The organism is Elstera cyanobacteriorum (assembly GCF_002251735.1).
GTDB classification, from domain to species: Bacteria; Pseudomonadota; Alphaproteobacteria; order Elsterales; family Elsteraceae; genus Elstera; species Elstera cyanobacteriorum.
The window spans coordinates 24,010-42,221 of record NZ_NOXS01000035.1; the positions used below are offsets into that span (position 1 = coordinate 24,010).

The 18,212-nt window shown below is 62.9% G+C and carries 16 protein-coding genes; 5 read left to right on the forward strand and 11 right to left on the reverse strand.

Annotated elements, in window-relative coordinates; all coding sequences use genetic code 11:
- Positions 1 to 24: 24 nt before the first annotated feature.
- Together CHR90_RS16590 and CHR90_RS16595 are read right to left on the reverse strand one after the other, a co-directional pair.
- Positions 25 to 495 carry a cyclic nucleotide-binding domain-containing protein gene (locus CHR90_RS16590; protein ID WP_094410246.1) on the reverse strand — a complete coding sequence of 157 codons (471 nt, stop codon included), beginning with the start codon at positions 493 to 495 and terminating at the stop codon, positions 25 to 27.
- A 93-nt stretch (positions 496 to 588) separates the two neighbouring features.
- Entirely contained in the window at positions 589 to 3,111 is a 2,523-nt protein-coding gene (locus CHR90_RS16595; protein ID WP_170941447.1) for an ABC transporter transmembrane domain-containing protein, read from the reverse strand.
- Positions 3,112 to 3,383: 272 nt separating this feature from the next.
- Between CHR90_RS16595 and CHR90_RS16600 the strand changes: the two genes are divergently transcribed.
- Genes CHR90_RS16600 through CHR90_RS16620 form a run of 5 tightly spaced genes read left to right on the forward strand, consistent with a single transcriptional unit; the run spans position 3,384 to position 11,318 of the window.
- A complete protein-coding gene (locus CHR90_RS16600) occupies positions 3,384 to 5,234 on the forward strand; it encodes an ABC transporter ATP-binding protein (RefSeq protein WP_094410248.1) in 1,851 nt (616 codons plus the stop codon).
- 11 nt (positions 5,235 to 5,245) lie between these two features.
- Complete coding sequence (locus CHR90_RS16605; RefSeq protein ID WP_094410249.1) at positions 5,246 to 7,147, forward strand: ABC transporter substrate-binding protein; 1,902 nt, start codon at positions 5,246 to 5,248, stop codon at positions 7,145 to 7,147.
- A 7-nt stretch (positions 7,148 to 7,154) separates the two neighbouring features.
- On the forward strand, positions 7,155 to 8,153 hold the full coding sequence (locus CHR90_RS16610) for an ABC transporter permease (protein ID WP_094410250.1): 999 nt from the start codon (positions 7,155 to 7,157) through the stop codon (positions 8,151 to 8,153).
- Positions 8,153 to 9,295, forward strand: coding sequence for an ABC transporter permease (locus tag CHR90_RS16615; protein ID WP_094410251.1), 1,143 nt, complete (start codon positions 8,153 to 8,155; stop codon positions 9,293 to 9,295). The genes CHR90_RS16610 and CHR90_RS16615 overlap by 1 nt, the downstream gene beginning before the upstream one ends.
- Positions 9,273 to 11,318: an adenylate/guanylate cyclase domain-containing protein gene (locus tag CHR90_RS16620; RefSeq protein WP_094410252.1), complete on the forward strand. Its 2,046-nt coding sequence runs from the start codon at positions 9,273 to 9,275 to the stop codon at positions 11,316 to 11,318. Before CHR90_RS16615 ends, CHR90_RS16620 begins: the two co-directional genes overlap by 23 nt.
- 1 nt (position 11,319) lies before the next feature.
- Here CHR90_RS16620 and CHR90_RS16625 read toward each other — a convergent pair whose 3' ends face one another.
- From CHR90_RS16625 to rplU, 9 genes are all read right to left on the reverse strand, one after another.
- Complete coding sequence (locus CHR90_RS16625) at positions 11,320 to 11,877, reverse strand: class I SAM-dependent methyltransferase (protein WP_170941448.1); 558 nt, start codon at positions 11,875 to 11,877, stop codon at positions 11,320 to 11,322.
- Positions 11,878 to 12,031: 154 nt separating this feature from the next.
- Entirely contained in the window at positions 12,032 to 12,490 is a 459-nt protein-coding gene (rlmH, locus tag CHR90_RS16630) for a 23S rRNA (pseudouridine(1915)-N(3))-methyltransferase RlmH (protein WP_094410254.1), read from the reverse strand.
- A 4-nt stretch (positions 12,491 to 12,494) separates the two neighbouring features.
- Entirely contained in the window at positions 12,495 to 12,902 is a 408-nt protein-coding gene (gene rsfS / locus CHR90_RS16635; RefSeq protein ID WP_229671513.1) for a ribosome silencing factor, read from the reverse strand.
- 96 nt (positions 12,903 to 12,998) lie between these two features.
- Positions 12,999 to 13,652 (reverse strand): nicotinate-nucleotide adenylyltransferase, encoded by a 654-nt coding sequence (locus CHR90_RS16640; RefSeq protein ID WP_094410256.1) that lies wholly within the window; start codon positions 13,650 to 13,652, stop codon positions 12,999 to 13,001.
- Positions 13,630 to 14,892 carry a glutamate-5-semialdehyde dehydrogenase gene (locus CHR90_RS16645; protein WP_094410257.1) on the reverse strand — a complete coding sequence of 421 codons (1,263 nt, stop codon included), beginning with the start codon at positions 14,890 to 14,892 and terminating at the stop codon, positions 13,630 to 13,632. Before CHR90_RS16645 ends, CHR90_RS16640 begins: the two co-directional genes overlap by 23 nt.
- 176 nt (positions 14,893 to 15,068) lie before the next feature.
- Positions 15,069 to 16,220, reverse strand: a complete 1,152-nt coding sequence (proB, locus tag CHR90_RS16650) for a glutamate 5-kinase (RefSeq protein WP_094410258.1) — start codon at positions 16,218 to 16,220, stop codon at positions 15,069 to 15,071.
- A gap of 9 nt (positions 16,221 to 16,229) precedes the next feature.
- Positions 16,230 to 17,273, reverse strand: coding sequence for a GTPase ObgE (gene obgE / locus CHR90_RS16655; RefSeq protein WP_094410259.1), 1,044 nt, complete (start codon positions 17,271 to 17,273; stop codon positions 16,230 to 16,232).
- Between the two features lie 132 nt (positions 17,274 to 17,405).
- Positions 17,406 to 17,684 carry a 50S ribosomal protein L27 gene (gene rpmA, locus CHR90_RS16660; protein WP_094410260.1) on the reverse strand — a complete coding sequence of 93 codons (279 nt, stop codon included), beginning with the start codon at positions 17,682 to 17,684 and terminating at the stop codon, positions 17,406 to 17,408.
- 31 nt (positions 17,685 to 17,715) lie between these two features.
- Positions 17,716 to 18,027 carry a 50S ribosomal protein L21 gene (gene rplU / locus CHR90_RS16665; protein WP_094410261.1) on the reverse strand — a complete coding sequence of 104 codons (312 nt, stop codon included), beginning with the start codon at positions 18,025 to 18,027 and terminating at the stop codon, positions 17,716 to 17,718.
- Positions 18,028 to 18,212: the final 185 nt, after the last annotated feature.

Genomic DNA, 18,212 nt, shown 5'->3' on the forward strand with positions numbered 1-18,212 from the left:
GCGACGGCATTGGCCGCAGATCGTTTAATGTTTGGCATCCCGATCCGCGTGATCGTCCAGCACCTCGCGGAAATGGGCGGTCTGCCGTTCCAGGGCATCGGACAAATCGCGCATGACTGCAAGGGCAAAATCAGGCAGATCCCGAACCATCTGATGAAAAACATCCTTGGGCAGGCGCAAACACTCCAGCGGCTCCAGCGCCCGCACGGTTGCGGTGCGGCGCCCGTGGGACAGCAGCGCGATCATGCCGACGATCTGGTTTTCCGCCACCTCGCCCAGTTTGACATGGGTTTCACCGCCCTCCAGCGTCACTTCCGCCCGGCCAGAGAGAAGGACGAACGCATCCTCCCCCTCCTCGCCCTCGCGGATAAACTCTTCGCCGGGCATAATCTGCACCCGTTCCGACGCAAAGCTGATCAGCTTTAGGCGTGCCGGATCAAGCTGTGAAAACATCGGGACCATGCGCAAGGTCTGCACTTCCTGCTGCAAGCCCATCCCACTCGTCCCCTAAAGGCCAAACCATAGCGGTAAGCTAACTCCGGGCATGCGCGCCGGACAAGAGCTATAAACTTAACGCCGCAATCTTACCTATTCCGCCTGCGCCCGGCGCCCGGGGGCTTCTTTGGCGGCGACGATCTCGGCGGCGGGGCCATCCGCCGCGATCTGCCCGTCGTCCAGCACCACCACCCGGTCGAAAGTCTTCGCCAACAAGGGGCGCTGCAAGGCCCAAATGACCGTCCAATGGGGCTCGGCCAAAATCGCGTCGATCATGGTCTGCTGCAAACCTTGGTCCATCAGCGCCGCCGGATCATCGAACAGCAGCAGCGGCGGCCGTTTGATCAGCGCCCGGGCGATTGCGACCCGTTGCCGCATCGCCGGGCTCAGGCGCGACCCGCCGACCCCAACCGGGGTTTCAAGACCGACGATCAGTGCGGCTTCCCCTAACGGTCGCAGCAAGTCAAGGCGCTCAAGCTCGGTCCGCACCAATTGGCGCATGCGGCTGTTTACCGCGTTCTGCCCCGGGGCCAGCCGCCCGAACAGCACATTATCCAGCAGCGAATTGATCGGGCTGAAACGGTTTTCATCGAAGAAATCCACCGCGCTGCGCAAATCATCCGGCAGATCGCGCATCAGGCGGGCGCGCGCCTTGACGATTCCGGTCATCAAGGCGTCATCGACCGTATCGAGACGGTGGCGGGCCGGGATCAGGCGCAGGATCAGGGTTAGGAAGCGCGTTCGGTCGGCGGGGGTCATCACCCCATCGCGGCGCACCCGGGCTTCCACTTGCTCCAGATCGGCCAGCTCTTCGGCATCGACAAAGCTGAAACGAGCGTAGAACTCGTGGGTCGGCGGTAGGTCACGGAAGATTTCCGACAGGGTTTGCGCCGTCGCCCGCCCTGCCTGGACCAGGGCGTCTTCGATCCCTTCCGCCCGCAGCACCCCCCGGATTACCGGATGCCGTGCCAGCCCATCGCCGTGAAAGGTCGGGCCGACCGGGGTGCCGAACAGCAGGTTTTCCGCCAAGGTCGACTGGCTGTTAAACCGATCCGCAGCAAAAGGCTCGATATAAGACGCCAATGCCGGAGCCGACAGAAAAGGCCGCAGTGCCTGACGCGACCGCAGAACAAGGTCAACGATTTCCGGGCGGGACAGCGGATCGACGCGCCCTTGCAACCCGAACTCCCGCACCTCCGACAGCATGCCGGTCATCTCCAGCACCTGACGCAGCCAGGCTTTGAAGGCCGCCCGCCCCTCCGGGCCAAACTGGGTGACATCCACCCAATGCACGTCGGACGGATCGGTGGAATTGCCCGTGCGTTCCGCCTCCTTGCGTTTGGCGGGCCATTCGGGATCGGCGGGCAGCGCGGCGGGCGCCCATTGCAGCCCATACACAAGATTTTCGTAGAGCGTGCCCGACCGCATCACCGTTTCGCCGCCGACATAGCCGATCCGGCGCCCAAGATCGGGAATACTAAGGCTTAAGGGCGAAACCCCATCCAGCAGCACCCGCCCGGTTTCCGGTGCCGCTTGTCCGGCCAGCAGTTGCAGCAGATCATGCTTACCGCCCGTATCGGGGCCGAGCAGCGCGAGCCGTTGCCCAGGCGGCACGGTCAGCGATAGCGCATCAAGCCGTTTGTTGCCGCCATCGTCGGTCATGCTAACATTGGACATCGCCACCTCCGACGGCGTGCCAGCATGGGGGCGGGCGTCGGCATCAATCGGTGCGCGGTCGGGCGGGATCATCCCCATCGGGTCGAACTGATCGACGACCTGTTCGTATTTGATCCGCGCGTCTTCCATCGACTGGTAATAGTCCAGCAACTCGCGCCAGGGGGCGTTCAAATCCTTATAGGCCGCGACTACGGCCAGCAGCGCCCCCAGCGACAGGCTACCTTTGATCACCAGATAACCGCCGATGGAATAAAAGAAAAACGGCGTTAACTGCGCGATAAAATTATTCAGAAACTTAATAAAAAACTTCCATTTAAAGATATCAAACCGAATCCAATAGTTGATATCCATCATTTTCGAAAACAGCGCCAGATGGAACCGATTGGTGCCATTGGTCTGAATTTCCCGCAACGACAGCGCCGTTTCGGTAATCTCGTCCGACAGTTCGCGCACCAGATGGATGCGCTGCTTCGAGAGGTTATTCACCTTCCGCTGCAAACGCGGAATGACGATGATCTGAAACGGATAGAGCGCAATCGCCGCCAGCCCGAGGATCGGGTCTTGCAGACACATGAAGACCAGGATGACCAGCAGGGTGCCGCCCTGAAACGCGGGCACCGCAAAACTATCGCCGATGAAACCGCCCAGCGGCTCCACCTCCGCCGTGATCATCGGCACCAACTGCCCCGGCGGGGTTTTGCGGAAATGGCTGTTGGGAAAGCGCAGAATACGCTCGTACAGCGCGAACCGCAGCCGCCGGTTCATGCGTTCGCCAACGCGGCCCTTATAGACGTTCAGGAAATATTTGAACGCGCCGTTGATCAGCACCAAGCCAAGATAACTGACGGACAGAACAATCAAATGCTCCATCTGCCCCAAGGGAAATCCAAGAATCTCCAAAGGCCAATGTTTGCCCTGGATCGATTCGTTGACGATCATCTTGGGAAGATCGAGAGAATAATACAGAAATGGGAAAGAGATAACCGTCCAAGCAACAATAAATATTTGCTGCCTTAAGCTATGTTTCCAAATAAACCGGAAGAGAGTTTTTTCCATCATACCGTCGCGGCAGACCATTTTTCGCGTCGCACTATAGCGCAACCGCTCCGACGCATCGCCGAAAAAATGACGCAAGACCGCTTTGTCTCCCCCTCTCGCCAGGGGCGGGGGCTTGCGCTAAGCTGGCGGCCACGTGTTACCGGACGTTGAGAATGATCGCCGAACCAGCCGCCCTGCCGCTCCTAAGCCTTCGCGACCTATCGGTGCGCTTTGCCGTCCCCGGCGGCCCCGTCGAGGCGGTGAAGGGCGTGAGTTTCGATGTGCAGCCAGGGGCAACCGTGGCGCTGGTCGGCGAAAGCGGGTCGGGCAAATCGGTGCTGGCCCAGGCCATTCTCGGCATTCTGCCGAAAAGCGCCCGGATCGCGAGCGGCGAAATCTGGCTGAACCGCGACGGGCAACGGCAGAATCTGGCCGGGCTTGATCCTGAAAGCCCAACCTTTCGCGCCATCCGGGGCCGCGATATCGCCATCGTCTTTCAAGAACCGATGACGGCGCTCTCGCCGCTGCACACCATCGGCAATCAGATTCTGGAGGCGCTGCACCTGCATCGCCGCGTCGATGACGCGACCGGGCGCGATCTGGTGATGGATATGCTGCGTCGCGTTGGCTTCAAAGACCCCGCCGCCGCGCTGGGGGCCTATACGTTCGAACTCTCGGGCGGGTTGCGTCAGCGCGCGATGATCGCGATGGCGCTGATCTGCCGCCCCGCCCTGCTGATCGCCGACGAGCCGACGACGGCGCTGGACGTGACCTTGCAGGCGCAAATTCTGAAACTTACTGCCGATCTTCAGGCCGAACTGGGTATGGCGGTGCTGATGATCACCCATGATCTCGGCGTGGTCGCCAATACCGCCCGCGATACCATCGTCATGTACCACGGCAAAATCATGGAAAGCGGCCCAACGGCGGAGCTTTTTGGGAGCCCACGCCACCCCTATTTGCGCGCCCTGTTGGCGGCCACCCCAAAGCCCGGCCATGATCGCAGCCAGCCGCTCCAACCGATCCGCGACTATCCCCGGCTGCGCCCCTCCGTCACACCGAAGCCTGCGGACAGTGGCGCGCCGCTGCTGACCATCGAGCATGTGAGCAAACGGTTCGCGGCGCGTGGCGGTCTGTTCGGCTTTAAGAAAACCGCCCCGCATACCGCCGTCGATGATGTATCGCTCACCTTAAAGCGCGGCGAGTGCCTCGCGCTGGTCGGGGAAAGCGGCTGCGGCAAGACCACGCTATCGCGCCTGATTTTGGGGGCGATCAAGCCCGACGCCGGCAAAATCCTATTCCACGACCACGCGCGCCCGCTGGATGTGCATGCATTGACGCCGGAGGATCGGATGATCTTCCGCCGCAAGGCGCAATTCATCTTCCAAGACCCGTTCGGATCCTTGAACCCCCGCATGACTGTGGCCGATCTAATCGGCGAACCGCTGGCCATCCACGGCATCGGCACCGCTGCCGAACAGCGGGCGCGGGTTGATGAGCTGCTGGCCCAGGTTGGGCTTAATCCCAGCCACCGCAACCGCTACCCCCATAGTTTTTCCGGTGGTCAGCGCCAGCGCATCGGCATCGCCCGCGCCCTAGCGTTGAACCCGGATTTCATCATCTGCGACGAGCCGGTTTCGGCGCTGGACGTATCGATCCAGGCGCAGATTTTGAACCTGCTGAAAGAGTTGAAGAACGAACTCGGGCTGACCTATCTGTTCATCAGCCACAATCTTGCCGTCGTCGATTATCTCGCCGACCGGGTGGCGGTGATGTGCGCCGGGCGGATTGTGGAGTTCGCCGAGCGCGCGCAGCTTTTCGCCGCGCCGCAGCACCCTTACACGCAAGCGCTGCTGGCGGCGGTACCGGTACCCGACCTCGCCCATCCGCTCGACTTTGGCAAACTGATGGAAGGCCGTGCCTCCAACCCCGCCGCTTGGCCCGATCCGTTTACCATCGATGGCAGCCGGTCCCCCGGGCTGGTCGAAATTGCGCCGGGCCATTTGGTCCGGGCGGCGGCGTAAGGAACGGCGCGATGAAGATCAAAAGCACCGCCGCCGCCCTGCTGTTCGCCCTGCTGCCACCGTTTGCCGTGGCGCTGGAGCCGGTGGAAACCCCGTTTCTGGCCGCCGACGTGGCCGCAGGAAAACTCCCGCCCATTCAAGCCCGCCTGCCGTCTGTGCCGAGCGTCGCCAGCTTCCCGCCAGGCACCGAGGTTGGCCAGCCGGGCGGCGATTGGCGCTGGATTGGCGGCAGTGCCCGCGATGTGCGGCAAATGGTGGTTTATGGCGACGCGCGGCTGGTGGCTTACGACGAGAATTTCCACCTAAGGCCGGATATTGTGGAAAGCGTGGAGGTGCAGGAAGATCGTATCTTCACCTTCCGCCTGCGCCCCGGCCATCGTTGGTCGGATGGCGCCCCCTTCACGGCGGAAGATTTCCGCTACTATTGGGAAGATGTGGTCAATAACAAGGAATTGACCCCAACCGGCTGCCCGGCCGAACTGCTGGTCAACGGTCGCCCGCCGGAGGTGAGCTTTCCCGACGCGCTGACCGTGCGCTACGCTTGGACGGCACCGAATCCGAAGTTTCTGTACGAGCTGGCGGGCGCCGCGCCCCTCTTCATCTTCCGCCCGGCCCATTACCTGAAGCAGTTCCACGCGCGCTATGCCGACCCGGAAGCCCTGAAAGCCGCCGCTGCCAAGGCCAAAGCGCGGACCTGGGCGGCCCTGCACAATCGGCTGGATAATCAGTACCGCAACGACAATCCCGACCTGCCGACGCTCGACCCCTGGGTGCTGAAGACCAAGCCGCCTGCCGAACAGTTCATCTTCATCCGCAATCCCTATTACCACCGGATCGATCCGAAGGGGCAGCAACTGCCCTACCTCGACCGCGTGGTGATGCAGATCGCCGACGCAAAACTGATCCCGGCGAAGGTCGGCGCGGGGGAAGCCGACCTCCAGGCGCGTTACTTGGGGTTCGGCGACTACGCCTTTTTACGCGGCGCGGCGAAAGAGAAAGGCGCGACCGTTCATCTTTGGCGCACGGGGCGCGGTGCCCATCTGGCGCTGTTTCCCAATCTGACCGCCGCCGATCCGGTGTGGCGCGGGCTGATGCGTGATGTGCGCTTCCGCCGCGCGCTGTCGCTGGGCATCAACCGGCGGGAGATCAATCAGGTCGTCTATTTCGGTCTTGCCCGCGAAGGCAATAACGCCATGCAGCGCGCAAGCCCGCTGTATCAGGAGTCGGCGCGGGTCACCTGGGCGAGCTATGCGCCCCAGCAAGCCAACCGGCTGCTCGACGAGATCGGCCTCAAGCGCGGCGGACCGGACGGTCAACGGCTGCTGCCCGACGGGCGCCCGCTGACCCTGGTGGTCGAGTCGGGCGGCGAAAGCGCCGATCAGGCCGATACCATGCAATTGGTGCGCGATGCCTGGGCGGCGCTGGGGATTAAGACGCTGACCAAGAATTTTCAGGCCGATGTGTTCCGCAATCGCCTGTTCGCGGGGGAAACCCTCATCAGCATCGCGTCCGGGGCCGAAAACGGCCTCGCCCACGCCGATCATTCCCCGGCGGAATGGGTGCCGACGCAGCAGACCCACGGGTCTTGGTCGCAGTGGGGCAATTACTATGAATCCGCCGGAAAAGCCGGCCAGGCGGTGGATATGCCGGAGGGGCTGGAGTTGATACGGCTCTACCAAGTGTGGCGCGATGCGCCGAGCGACGGCGAACGGCGCGCGGCCTGGCACGCCATTCTCGACTATCACGCCGATCAGCAATTCGTCATTGGGCTGATTGCCGACGTACCGCAGCCGGTCTATGTGCGTAAAGCGCTGCGGAATATCCCCGCCGAGGGGATCTATAATTGGGAACCGGGCGGGCACCTGGGCCTCTATCGGCCCGACCGGATGTGGCTCGACGCGGGCCGGAAGTGAGACTGGGATGCTAACCTATATCATCCGGCGCCTGCTGGTTATGATCCCGACGCTGCTGGTGATCAGCCTGATCACCTTCATCCTTATCCAACTGCCGCCGGGCGATTACCTCAGCACTTATATTGCCGAGCTGCAAAGCCAGGGCGAGGCAGTGGACCCGGCCAAAATCCAGTTTCTGCGCGACCAATATGGTCTCGATAAACCTCTGTGGGAACAATATCTCGTGTGGCTATGGGGTCTGCTGCACGGCGATTTCGGCTGGTCGTTCGAATATCAGCTTCCCGTGCGCGAGGTGATTGGCGACCGGCTGCTGCTGTCGATGATCCTGTCGGTCAGCACCATTCTGTTCACCTGGATCATCGCCTTCCCTATAGGGGTTTATTCCGCTGTGCGGCGCTATAGCGTCGGCGATCACATTCTGACGTTCATCGGGTTCCTGGGGATCGCCACGCCGAACTTTTTGCTGGCGCTGGTGCTGCTGTACCTCAGCAACCGCTGGTTCGGCATATCCATCGGCGGGCTGATGGACCCGGATTATCTTGGGCGGCCCTGGTCGATGGGGAAATTCGTATCGGTTCTGCAACATTTGATCGTGCCGACGCTGGTCATCGGGCTCGCGGGAACGGCAGGGATGATCCGCCGCCTGCGCGCCAATCTGCTGGACGAGCTTCATAAGCCCTATGTAACGACGGCCCGCGCCAAAGGACTACCGGCAGGGCGGACTCTGGTGAAATATCCGCTGCGCATGGCCCTTAATCCTTTCATCGCCGATATCGGCAATCTGCTGCCGCAAATGGTCTCCGGCGCCACGATCGTCTCGGTGGTAATGTCGCTGCCGACAACGGGGCCGATGCTGCTGGCCGCCCTGCAAAGCCAGGATATGTATTTGGCGGGCAGTTTCCTGTTCTTCCTGGCGCTGCTGACCGTCATCGGTGTGCTAGTGTCCGATATCGCTCTGGCGGCGCTCGATCCGCGTATTCGCCTGGGCCGGGCGGGGGGCGCGTGATGGGCCATTACGTCAATCCCGATCCCTTCGATCCCTATGCCATCGACCATATTTCGCCGGAACAAGAGCGGATCTATCGGGCGAAACCGTTTCAACTGATGGTCTGGCGCTTTCGCCGCCATAAGCTGGCGGTGATCAGTCTTGCGTTCCTGCTGTTCGCCTATGCCACCACGCTGATCACGGAGTTTCTGGCCCCTTACGGCCTGACAACGCGGAATATCGATCATATTTTGGCGCCGCCCCAGGGCATTCACCTGTTCCATGACGGCAAATTTATCGGCCCCTTCACCTATGGGCTCGATTACCGGCTGGATATGGAAAGCCTAACCCGCGTTTATACCCCGAACCCGCAACGGATCGAAAAGCTGCGGTTTTTCTGCCGGGGCGATTCCTATCGCTTTTGGGGTATGGTCGAGGGATCACTGCATTTCGTCTGCCCGTCTGAAACCGGCACGCTCTTCTTGCTCGGCACCGATCGGCTGGGGCGCGACATTCTCTCCCGCATTCTCTATGGCGCCCGGATTTCGCTAACGGTCGGGCTGATTGGGATTTCGATCAGCCTATTCCTCGGGCTGCTGCTCGGCGGCATCGCGGGCTATTACGGCGGCAAGGTCGATTCGGTCATCCAGCGCGTCATCGAAATGCTGCGCAGCTTCCCGGAGCTGCCGCTGTGGATGACCCTATCGGCGGCCCTGCCGGTGGATTGGAGCCCGCTCGTCATCTATTTCGGTATTACCGTCATCCTTGGACTGCTCGATTGGACCGGGCTCGCCCGCGCCGTGCGCTCCAAACTGCTGGCTTTGCGCGAAGAGGATTTCTGCACGGCGGCCGAATTAATGGGCGCCAGCCCCTCCCGCGTCATTCGCCGCCATCTTTTGCCCAATTTCTTGAGCCACATCATCGCATCGGCAACCTTGTCGATCCCTGGGATGATCCTGGGCGAAACCGCGCTCAGCTTCCTCGGGCTGGGGTTGCGGGCGCCAATTACCTCCTGGGGCGTGCTGTTGGCGGAGGCGCAGAATATCAATGCGGTCGTGCTCTATCCCTGGCTGCTGTTCCCCGTTGTGCCGGTCGTCCTCGTCGTCCTGGCCTTCAATTTCCTAGGCGACGGGTTACGCGATGCTGCCGATCCGTATTCTTAAAGCTGCCGGGCGCGTCGTCGGGCGGCGCCTAAACGGCAAGCTGCCGATCACCTGGCTGCTGGCCGTTGGGTTTACCGGCCTGACCACCCTCGCGGTGGGCATCGTCTTTTACGTCGGGATTCAAGAAACCCAGCGGATTACGCTGCAATTGCTGGCCGAACGCGGCGGGCAAGCGCTGGCGCAGGTGGTGCGGTCGGTCGATGGTATCCTCGATCCCGTCCGCCGCCAGATGGCGCTGATGACCGAAAGCGTGGCGGAAGGCCGTATCGACCTGCGCGACCGCGATCAGATTACCGGCCTTTTGGTCGGCAGCCTTTCGGCCAATCCGCAGATGGTTGGGATCGGTTATGTCACCGCCAATGGTGTCGCCTACCGCGCAACGCGGGGCGAGCGGGAGTTGAAGCGCGTCGTATTACCCGGCGGCGAAGGGCTGCGCCGCCAATTGCAGGAAATTGCCAAAGCCCGCGCGCCGGAATGGCTCCCGCCCGTCTGGAGCACCATTCTGCAACAGACCGTGGTCACGCTGCGCGTTCCGGCCTTTGACGAAAACGATCAGTTTCTGGGCGTGCTGGAAGCGGCGGTCGGCGTCGGCGAAGTGTCGCGCAGTCTCGCCCAAAGTTCCAGCCTGGGGGAAACCGCCGTGATCCTTTACGATCACGATTGGGTGCTGGCCCACCCCTCCCTCGCTTCCATGACGATGACCGGCTCCGACACCCGCCCCCTCCCCCGGCTGGAAGAGGTGAACGATCCGGTACTGGCCGCCATCTGGGGCAATGGGACGATGCCGAAAGGCCGGTTCCCAGTTCTGCTGCGTCAGTTTGACCAGGAAGCGACCCTGCTGACCCTCGAAGCGGGCGACCAAGACTATATTTTCCTGTATCGCGAGATCCGTCGCTACGGCGATAAGCCATGGATTTTAGGCTTCTACATTAAAGGCGATGTTGTCGAAGAAGCCTTCGGCGGGCTGGAAATGCTGGCGCGCACGGGGATTTTCGTTCTGTTGGGGTCGATCGGCCTATCGCTTGTGCTGGCAAAGCTGATCCGCCGCCCGATCCGCGATTTCGCCCGGGCCAGCGAAACCGTGGAAACCGGCGATCTCGACGCGGTTGCCCTGCTGCGCCGTAGTCCAGTGCGGGAGTTCGACGAAGGTGCCCGGTCGTTCAATAAAATGGTCGAAGGGTTGCGCGAGCGGCAGAAAATCCGCGATCTCTTTGGCCGCTTCGTCCCCGCCAATGTTGCCGCCGATTTGCTGCATGACCCAAGCCGCCTGAGCCTCGACGGGGTGCGGCGCGAGGTCAGCGTCATCTTCACCGATATTTCCGGCTTCACCACCTTATCGGAAAGCTGGCCGCCCGAAAAAGTGGTGCCGCTGCTGAACAAATACCTCGGCATCGTCTGCGAAATTATTGCGGAGGAAGGCGGCATCGTCGTCGATTTCATCGGCGATGCGGTCTTCGGCCTGTTCGGCGCGCCGCAGCCGATGACGGACCATGCCGCGACCGCCCTGCGCGCCGCCCGCCGGATCGACCAAGCAACGCGAAACTTTGCCGAAGCGGTGCAAACCAAGGGGCTGCCCTTCGGCTATACCCGCATCGGTCTCAACTCGGGCATGGTCACGGTCGGCAATTTCGGTGCGGCGGACCGGCTGAAATATGGCGCGGCGGGCGATGCGGTAAACACCGCCGCCCGGATTGAAACCGCCAATAAAGCTTTCGGTACGCTTGTCCTGGCGGGCAATGCCATCGTCGCCCTCACGGGGGATACCGATTGCCGCCCGGTTGGGCGCGTTGCCCTGCGCGGGCGCAGCGAGCCGGTTGACCTTTGGGAGATTCTGCCGCCCGGTGCCGGGCAAGACCCGTGGATCATTGCCTTCCGGGCCGCCTATGCCGCGCTAATGTCGGGCGACCCGGCGGCGCGGGAAGCCCTGCGGCATCTGGCCGAAGAACGGCCCGAGGATCAGGTGATCGGCTGGCTGCTCGACGCCAGTGAAACCTCCAGCCGACCGGTTCTCTACTTAGATTAGCTCAGCGCGCCAGATAAAGCTGCCAGCGCGTCCCCTTGCCCAAGGTCGTCAGGCGGCAATGGTCGAGCAAGTCCCACTCAGGGCCGGTGAATAGACCATGCACCGCGTCCAAGGTAGTCTTAGCCCCGCCGCTATCCTTGACGTAAAGCGAGACGATCATGACCCCACCGGGGTTCAGCGCCGCCCGATAACGGTTGATTTCCGCCACGGGATCGGGCGTGAAAAAGAGGACTTCGTTGAACAGGATCGCGTCGAACGTGCCTTCGGGCTCATAGGTCGCGAGATCGGCGCAGCGCGTGACGCCGCCGGGCGGCAGCCCCTGGAACCGATCAAGCGCCGTCTGTGCCAGATCGACGCCGACATAACCCGACAGCCAATCCGGGTGGAGATACTGCATCAGCACCCCATCGCCGCAGCCAACATCGAGCAAGCGGTAGGGGCGCTTTGCCTGCATCAGATAGGCGGCGATGGCACCATAGCGCGGGGCCTCCCGCAGCTTATGCAGAAAATCCCACCGACCATCCTGATATTCCTGTTCCCACCGCTGCGCTTCGCTCATGCTGATCGCTCTCATCCATCGTTAGGGCGGCGAGCATAGGCGACACCCGCCCCGTGCGGGAAGCCCACTTTACGCCGCGGTTGTTGCTTGCCCTATCGAAACCCCGTCCCGTCCCGATTGTTTCATCACCCGAATGATCACCCAGCGCAGCTAATCATTCCCGGTGATAGGGATGCCCGGCCAGGATCGAATGCGCCCGGTAAATTTGTTCGGCCAGCAGCACCCGTACCAACATATGTGGCCAAGTAAGCGCGCTGAGGCTGAGCTTGTAATCCGCCCGCGCCAGCAGCGCTGGGTCATGCCCATCGGCCCCGCCAATCGCAAACGCCAGATTGGCCGTACCGGTATCGCGCCAGCGCCCCACCTGCTCGGCAAAGGCTTGGCTGGTCAGGCTCTTGCCTCTTTCGTCGAGCGCCACCAACGTCGCGCCCTGGGGCAGCGCAGCGAGAAGAAGCTGGCCCTCGCGCGCTTTGAGGTCTGCGGACGGCAGTGCCCGCTTCTCCTCCACCTCGATCACCGTCAGGGCCGGGCGCAGGCGGTTGCCATAGTCGGCGACCAAGGATTTGATCGCCGCATCCTTGCAGCGTCCGACCGCCAGCAGGTGAACGCGCATGGGGTTAGAATTTGGGGCTTTCGCCCGCCTCTTCATCCCAATCTTCTTCAGCTTCTTCGTCGGTCAGGCTTTCGGAATCGACCGAATAGCCCCCGACCAGCAGATCGGGCGGCAGTTCGACGCCCCACATCTTTTCGAGATTGTAGAAGCTGCGCACTTCCGGACGGAAGATATGGACGATGATGTCTTTGGCATCGACCAGCACCCAATCGGCGCGCGGCAGGCCTTCGACCGTCAGGCCCTTTGCCCCGGCTTCCTTCAGCTTTTCCGCCAGATTCTGGGTGAGCGCCGCCACCTGACGGCCCGACCGGCCCGAGGCGATGATCATATAGTCGGCGATGCTGGTCTTGCCGATCAGCGGAATCACGACGATCCCTTCCGCCTTGCCGTCATCAAGCGAGGCTTTCGCCACTTCGACGAGCTGTTCGACCAGCGCCGTGCTGGTGGTTTCCGGGGTCGGGGTAGGCGTGTTCGGGGTCGTCGGGGCAGTAATGGGAGAATCCTCCGGTTAGGCGTTATCAGCAACGAAACCCGACTGGGCCGCCGCGCGAATCGCGGTGGCCGAGGCCGGGTGAAGACGGATCCGCAGAAAGACCCAGGCGGGGCGCCGGTGCCGCGCCAAAGTTCGGCTAGCAGCATCAGGCAGGCGCGCGGCGCGGAATTTCTGCGCGGCCCGTCCCGTCAAGGCGGCGCCAGAATAGGGCGCACGGGCGAAAACCGCAACAGCGGCTCGGGCATAGAGGCTCTGCCACGCGCGCCAGCGGGAAATCTGGCCAAGATTATCGGCCCCCATCAGCCAAACGAAACGCAGGTGCGGAAAAAGCCGGGTCAACTGCCGCAGGGTTTCGGCGCTATAGACGGTGCCGAGATCGCTCTCCACCGCCGTCGCCACCATGCGCGGATGATCCGCCATACGCGCCGCCGAAGCGAGCCGGGCGGCCAGCGGCGCCATTTCGGCGGTCGATTTCAACGGGTTTTGCGGCGATACCAGCCACCAGACCCAATCGACCCCCAAACGGCGCAAGGCTTCCTCGGCAATATGCCGATGCCCGGCATGGGCGGGGTTGAAGGACCCGCCGAGCAAACCGACCGTTTGCCCGCGGCTCCCCCGAAACCGCCCAAGCGGACGCAGCGCCGCCTTATCCGGCGCGAACCGTGCCATTCCCACGCACGAGATATTTGATGGACGTTAGATGCTGTGCCCCCACGGGGCCGCGCACGTGCAGCTTGCCAGTGGAAATACCGATTTCCGCCCCGAAGCCAAACTCGCCGCCGTCGGCAAACTGCGTCGAGGCGTTATGCAGCACAATGGCGCTGTCGATGCCGTTCAGGAAGGTTTCCGCCGCCGCCGCATCTTCCGTAACGATGGCTTCGGTATGGTGGGAGCCGTAGCGGTTGATATGCGCAACCGCCTCGCCAACGCCGTGAACGACCTTCGCGGAGACGATGGCCTCCAGATACTCCGTTCCCCAATCTTCCTCCGTCGCCGGAAGAATGCGCGCATCCAACGCCTGAAGGGCAGCATCGCCGCGCACTTCGCAGCCCGCATCCAGCAGGTCTTTCAGAACCGGCGCTGCCAGGGTCGGCACGGTTTCGGCATCAAACAGCAGGCTTTCCGTTGCGCCGCAGACGCCCGTGCGGCGCAGCTTGGCGTTCAGCACCAGCTTGCGCGCCTTCTCCAGGTCAGCGGCGGCATGGATGTAGGTATGGCAGTTGCCGTCGAGATGTTTCAGCACCGGCACGCGCGATTCCGCCGCCACCCGCGCGATCAAGGATTTACCGCCGCGCGGGATGACGACATCGAGCGTTTCGGTCATCGTCAGCAGCACGCCGACCGCCGCCCGGTCCGGCGTCGGCACGGCCTGCACCGCATCTTCCGGCAGCCCGGCTTGCTTCAAACCGGCCCGCAGCGCCGTCAGAATTGCGCCCGAGGAGGCAAAACTATCCGACCCGCCGCGCAGGATGACGGCATTGCCCGACTTCACGCACAGCGCCCCGGCATCTGCCGTCACATTCGGGCGCGACTCATAGATGATCCCGATCACCCCCAGCGGCACGCGCACTTTTTGGAACTGCAAACCGTTGGGCTGCTGCCATTCCTCCAGAACCGTGCCCAGCGGATCGGGCAGCGCCGCAATCTCATCCAGCCCCTTGGCCACGCCTTCCAGCCGCTCGGGCGTCAGTTTCAGCCGGTCGCGCAGGGCCGACGATAGATCAGCCGCCCGCGCCATATCCGCGTCATTCGCCGTCAGGATCGCCGGGGCCGCCGCGCGCAGCGCTGCGGCCATCGCCGACACGGCTGCCGCCCGCTGCGCGCCACTGGTCTGAGCCAAAACCGCCGCCGCCGCTGTCGCCCGCGCGCCAAGTTCCGCCATCTGGGTTGCGAGATCGGGCTGGTCCATGATGCCGCGTTTCCTCTTCTTCTTGCGAGGTTAGGGCTTTGCCCTAACAACCCAGCCAAGGGGCTTACCCCTTGGCAATCCTTTTAAGTTTTTGTCCCTTCCCGTTTTCTTTGTCAGAAAATGGGATTCTCAAGGGACACGTCCCTTGAGCGGGGCGTCGGGGGCGGCGCCCCTGACTACTCCTCGCCCGCCCGCTCCATCACCAGATCGTCGCGGTGGATCATCTCGTCACGCCCACGATACCCCAGCAAGGCTTCGATCTCGCCGCTACGGCGCCCGGAGATGCGGGCGGCATCGGCGCTGTCGTAGGCAATCAGCCCCCGCGCCAGAGTCTGGCCCGTCGGGCCTTGCACCACCACGAGATCACCGCGCTCGAAGCTGCCCGCGATCTGCCGCACCCCGGCGGGGAGCAGGCTTTTTCCGGCGCGCAGAGCGTCGGCCGCCCCGGCATCGACGGTCACGGTTCCGGCGGGTTTGACCGAGGCGGCGATCCAGCGCTTGCGGGCCGTTAGCGGTTCGGCTTGCGGCAGAAACCAGGTGCACCGCGCGCCATTCAGAAGGGTGGTCAGCGGGTTCAGCGGCTTGCCCAAGGCAATCGCCATCCGCGCTCCCGCCGACAGGGCGACGCGCGCGGCTTGCAGCTTCGTCACCATCCCACCAGAAGAGAAACCGGGCAGCGCCTCCCCCGCCATTGCCAGGATTTCCGGCGTCAGGGTGCGCACTTCCGGCAGATGCTGTGCGTCGGGGGTTACGCGCGGGTCGGCGGTATAAAGGCCGTCGATATCCGACAGCAGCACAAGCGTATCGGCACTGGCCATCTGCGCCACGCGCGCCGCCAAGCGGTCGTTATCGCCGAAGCGAATTTCCGCTGTGGTGATCGTGTCGTTCTCGTTGATGATCGGCACCGCGCCCAGGGCGAGCAGCGCGTTCAGCGTGGCGCGGCCATTCAGATGACGGCGGCGTTCCTCGGTATCTTCGAGGGTCAACAACACTTGCGAGGCGGTCAACCCGTGGCGGGCCAGCGCTTCCTGATAGGCGTGAGCGAGGCGGATTTGCCCGGTCGCAGCCGCCGCTTGCTTTTCTTCGAGCAGCAGCGCCTTCCCGAGTAAGCCAAGCGAGCCGCGCCCGAGGGCAACCGCGCCGGAGGTGACGATAATCACCTGCATGCCCTGCGCCCGCAGCGCCGCCACATCGTCGGCAAGGGCATTCAGCCACTCGCGCCGCAGCGCACCAGTTTCACCATCGACCAAGAGGGCCGAGCCGATCTTCACCACAAGCCGCCGGGCCGTGGCCAAAGTGTGCGTTTGCAGGGGGGCGACGGCGGTCATGGTAAAGCCTCAGGGCTGGTAGGGGGCGGCGGGGTCGGCAGCCTCGGCGGCTTCCTGCGCCCCTTCGATGACCCGCAGGGCGCGGCGGCAGAGGTCTTTCACCCCCTGCCCGGTCGCGCCGGACAGGAGATGAATCTCCGAAGCATCCTGGCCACTGACTTCGGCCAAGGCTTCGCGCTTTTCGTCGATGTCTTCGTCCATCAACGCGTCGATCTTATTCAACACGATGATTTCGGGCTTGTCGGTCAGATCCGCGCCATAATCTTCCAGTTCCTGACGGATGACGGCGTAGTTTTCCGCCACGTCTTCCGCCGTACCGTCGATGAAATGCAGAATAACCCGTGTGCGCTCCACATGCCCGAGGAAGCGATGGCCCAGGCCGACGCCTTCCGACGCGCCTTCGATCAGCCCCGGCAGATCGGCCAGCACAAATTCCTTTTCATCGACACCGACGACGCCAAGCTGCGGCTTCAGCGTGGTGAAAGGATAATCGGCGATCTTCGGCCGCGCCGCAGAGGACGCGGCTAGGAAGGTGCTCTTACCCGCGTTCGGCATGCCGACCAGCCCGGCATCGGCGATCAGCTTCAACCGCAGCCAAACCCACATTTCCACACCGGGCCAGCCGGGGGTCGATTGGCGCGGCGCGCGGTTGGTCGAAGATTTGAAATGATCGTTGCCGAAACCGCCGTCGCCGCCGCGCGCCAGCAGCACTTTCTGCCCCGGTTCGGTCAGATCGTGCAGCACGGTTTCGTTGAATTCGTCCATGATCTGCGTACCTACGGGCACTTTCATGGTGATCGACCGGCCGCCGGGGCCGGAGCGGAGGCGCCCCATGCCGGGAATGCCGTTTTGCGCCTTGAAATGCTGCTGGTAGCGATAGTCGATCAGCGTATTGAGGTTGGCCACCGCCTCCACCCAAATATCGCCGCCGCGCCCGCCGTTGCCGCCGTCCGGCCCACCATATTCGATGAACTTCTCGCGCCGGAAGCTGACGCACCCGGACCCGCCGTCGCCGCTGCGGACATAAATCTTGGCCTGATCGAGAAACTTCATCGTCGGAATATCCTAGGAGCAGTCTGCATCGCCCCAAAACGCAAAGGGGGAATGGTAACCCATTCCCCCTTTTATCAGCTTGCTCTCACCGCGCGGCAGGCCGGGGGAGAGAAAGGCCGTACCCGCGCGTCGTTACGCCGCCACCGGGGCGGTTTCGATTTCCGGCTGTTCGATGTACACGGTCGTGCCGAGCGAGTTCTTGTGGAACCGCACGATGCCTTCGACCAGCGCGAACAGGGTATGGTCCTTACCGATACCGATATGCTTGCCCGGCTTGTACTTGGTGCCGCGCTGACGGACGATGATGTTGCCCGGAATGGCGACTTCGCCCCCGAACTTCTTCACGCCCAGACGACGACCGGCGCTATCGCGACCGTTGCGGGAGCTACCGCCTGCTTTTTTATGGGCCATTTCGTATGACTCCTCTAACCTGATCTGTCGCTTAGAGCGCCGGCAGCGCCGTGATCTTCAGAACCGTCAGGTCCTGACGATGGCCGTTCTTACGGCGCGAATTCTGGCGGCGACGCTTCTTGAAGATGATGACCTTCGGGCCACGCGCTTGCTTCACGACTTCCGCCGTAACGGTCTTGCCGGTCAAGGCATCGCCGAGCGCCAGCGTATCGCCATTGGCGACCAGCAGCACCTTGTCGAGCGTGACGGTTTCGCCAGCCGCAGCCTCGATCTTTTCGACCGTAATAACATCGTCTTGGGCGACGCGGTATTGCTTACCGCCGGTTTGAATGACTGCGTACATGGCTCTCTAACTCAACCGCAATAGAAACGCTGGACGCAACCGCGCCCGCCGGAGAACGCGCACTCTACCCATGCGCCCCGCCCCGTCAAGCAAAAAACGACTCTATTCCTAAGGGTCCGCTGCAAGGGCCGGGGGCAGCAAAATCATGGCACTCCCGCGCCCCCGAAAAAACCCTCTTGCACGCC

What these genes read in the sequence shown, in the direction of transcription:
- CHR90_RS16590 (WP_094410246.1), bottom strand. Translation starts at nt 495, where the DNA reads ATGGGCTTGCAGCAGGAAGTGCAGACCTTGCGCATGGTCCCGATGTTT.
- CHR90_RS16595 (WP_170941447.1), bottom strand. Translation starts at nt 3,111, where the DNA reads ATGATCGTCAACGAATCGATCCAGGGCAAACATTGGCCTTTGGAGATT.
- CHR90_RS16600 (WP_094410248.1), top strand. Translation starts at nt 3,384, where the DNA reads ATGATCGCCGAACCAGCCGCCCTGCCGCTCCTAAGCCTTCGCGACCTA.
- CHR90_RS16605 (WP_094410249.1), top strand. Translation starts at nt 5,246, where the DNA reads ATGAAGATCAAAAGCACCGCCGCCGCCCTGCTGTTCGCCCTGCTGCCA.
- CHR90_RS16610 (WP_094410250.1), top strand. Translation starts at nt 7,155, where the DNA reads ATGCTAACCTATATCATCCGGCGCCTGCTGGTTATGATCCCGACGCTG.
- CHR90_RS16615 (WP_094410251.1), top strand. Translation starts at nt 8,153, where the DNA reads ATGGGCCATTACGTCAATCCCGATCCCTTCGATCCCTATGCCATCGAC.
- CHR90_RS16620 (WP_094410252.1), top strand. Translation starts at nt 9,273, where the DNA reads ATGCTGCCGATCCGTATTCTTAAAGCTGCCGGGCGCGTCGTCGGGCGG.
- CHR90_RS16625 (WP_170941448.1), bottom strand. Translation starts at nt 11,877, where the DNA reads ATGAGCGAAGCGCAGCGGTGGGAACAGGAATATCAGGATGGTCGGTGG.
- rlmH (WP_094410254.1), bottom strand. Translation starts at nt 12,490, where the DNA reads ATGCGCGTTCACCTGCTGGCGGTCGGACGCTGCAAGGATGCGGCGATC.
- CHR90_RS16640 (WP_094410256.1), bottom strand. Translation starts at nt 13,652, where the DNA reads ATGGCACGGTTCGCGCCGGATAAGGCGGCGCTGCGTCCGCTTGGGCGG.
- CHR90_RS16645 (WP_094410257.1), bottom strand. Translation starts at nt 14,892, where the DNA reads ATGGACCAGCCCGATCTCGCAACCCAGATGGCGGAACTTGGCGCGCGG.
- proB (WP_094410258.1), bottom strand. Translation starts at nt 16,220, where the DNA reads ATGACCGCCGTCGCCCCCCTGCAAACGCACACTTTGGCCACGGCCCGG.
- obgE (WP_094410259.1), bottom strand. Translation starts at nt 17,273, where the DNA reads ATGAAGTTTCTCGATCAGGCCAAGATTTATGTCCGCAGCGGCGACGGC.
- rpmA (WP_094410260.1), bottom strand. Translation starts at nt 17,684, where the DNA reads ATGGCCCATAAAAAAGCAGGCGGTAGCTCCCGCAACGGTCGCGATAGC.
- rplU (WP_094410261.1), bottom strand. Translation starts at nt 18,027, where the DNA reads ATGTACGCAGTCATTCAAACCGGCGGTAAGCAATACCGCGTCGCCCAA.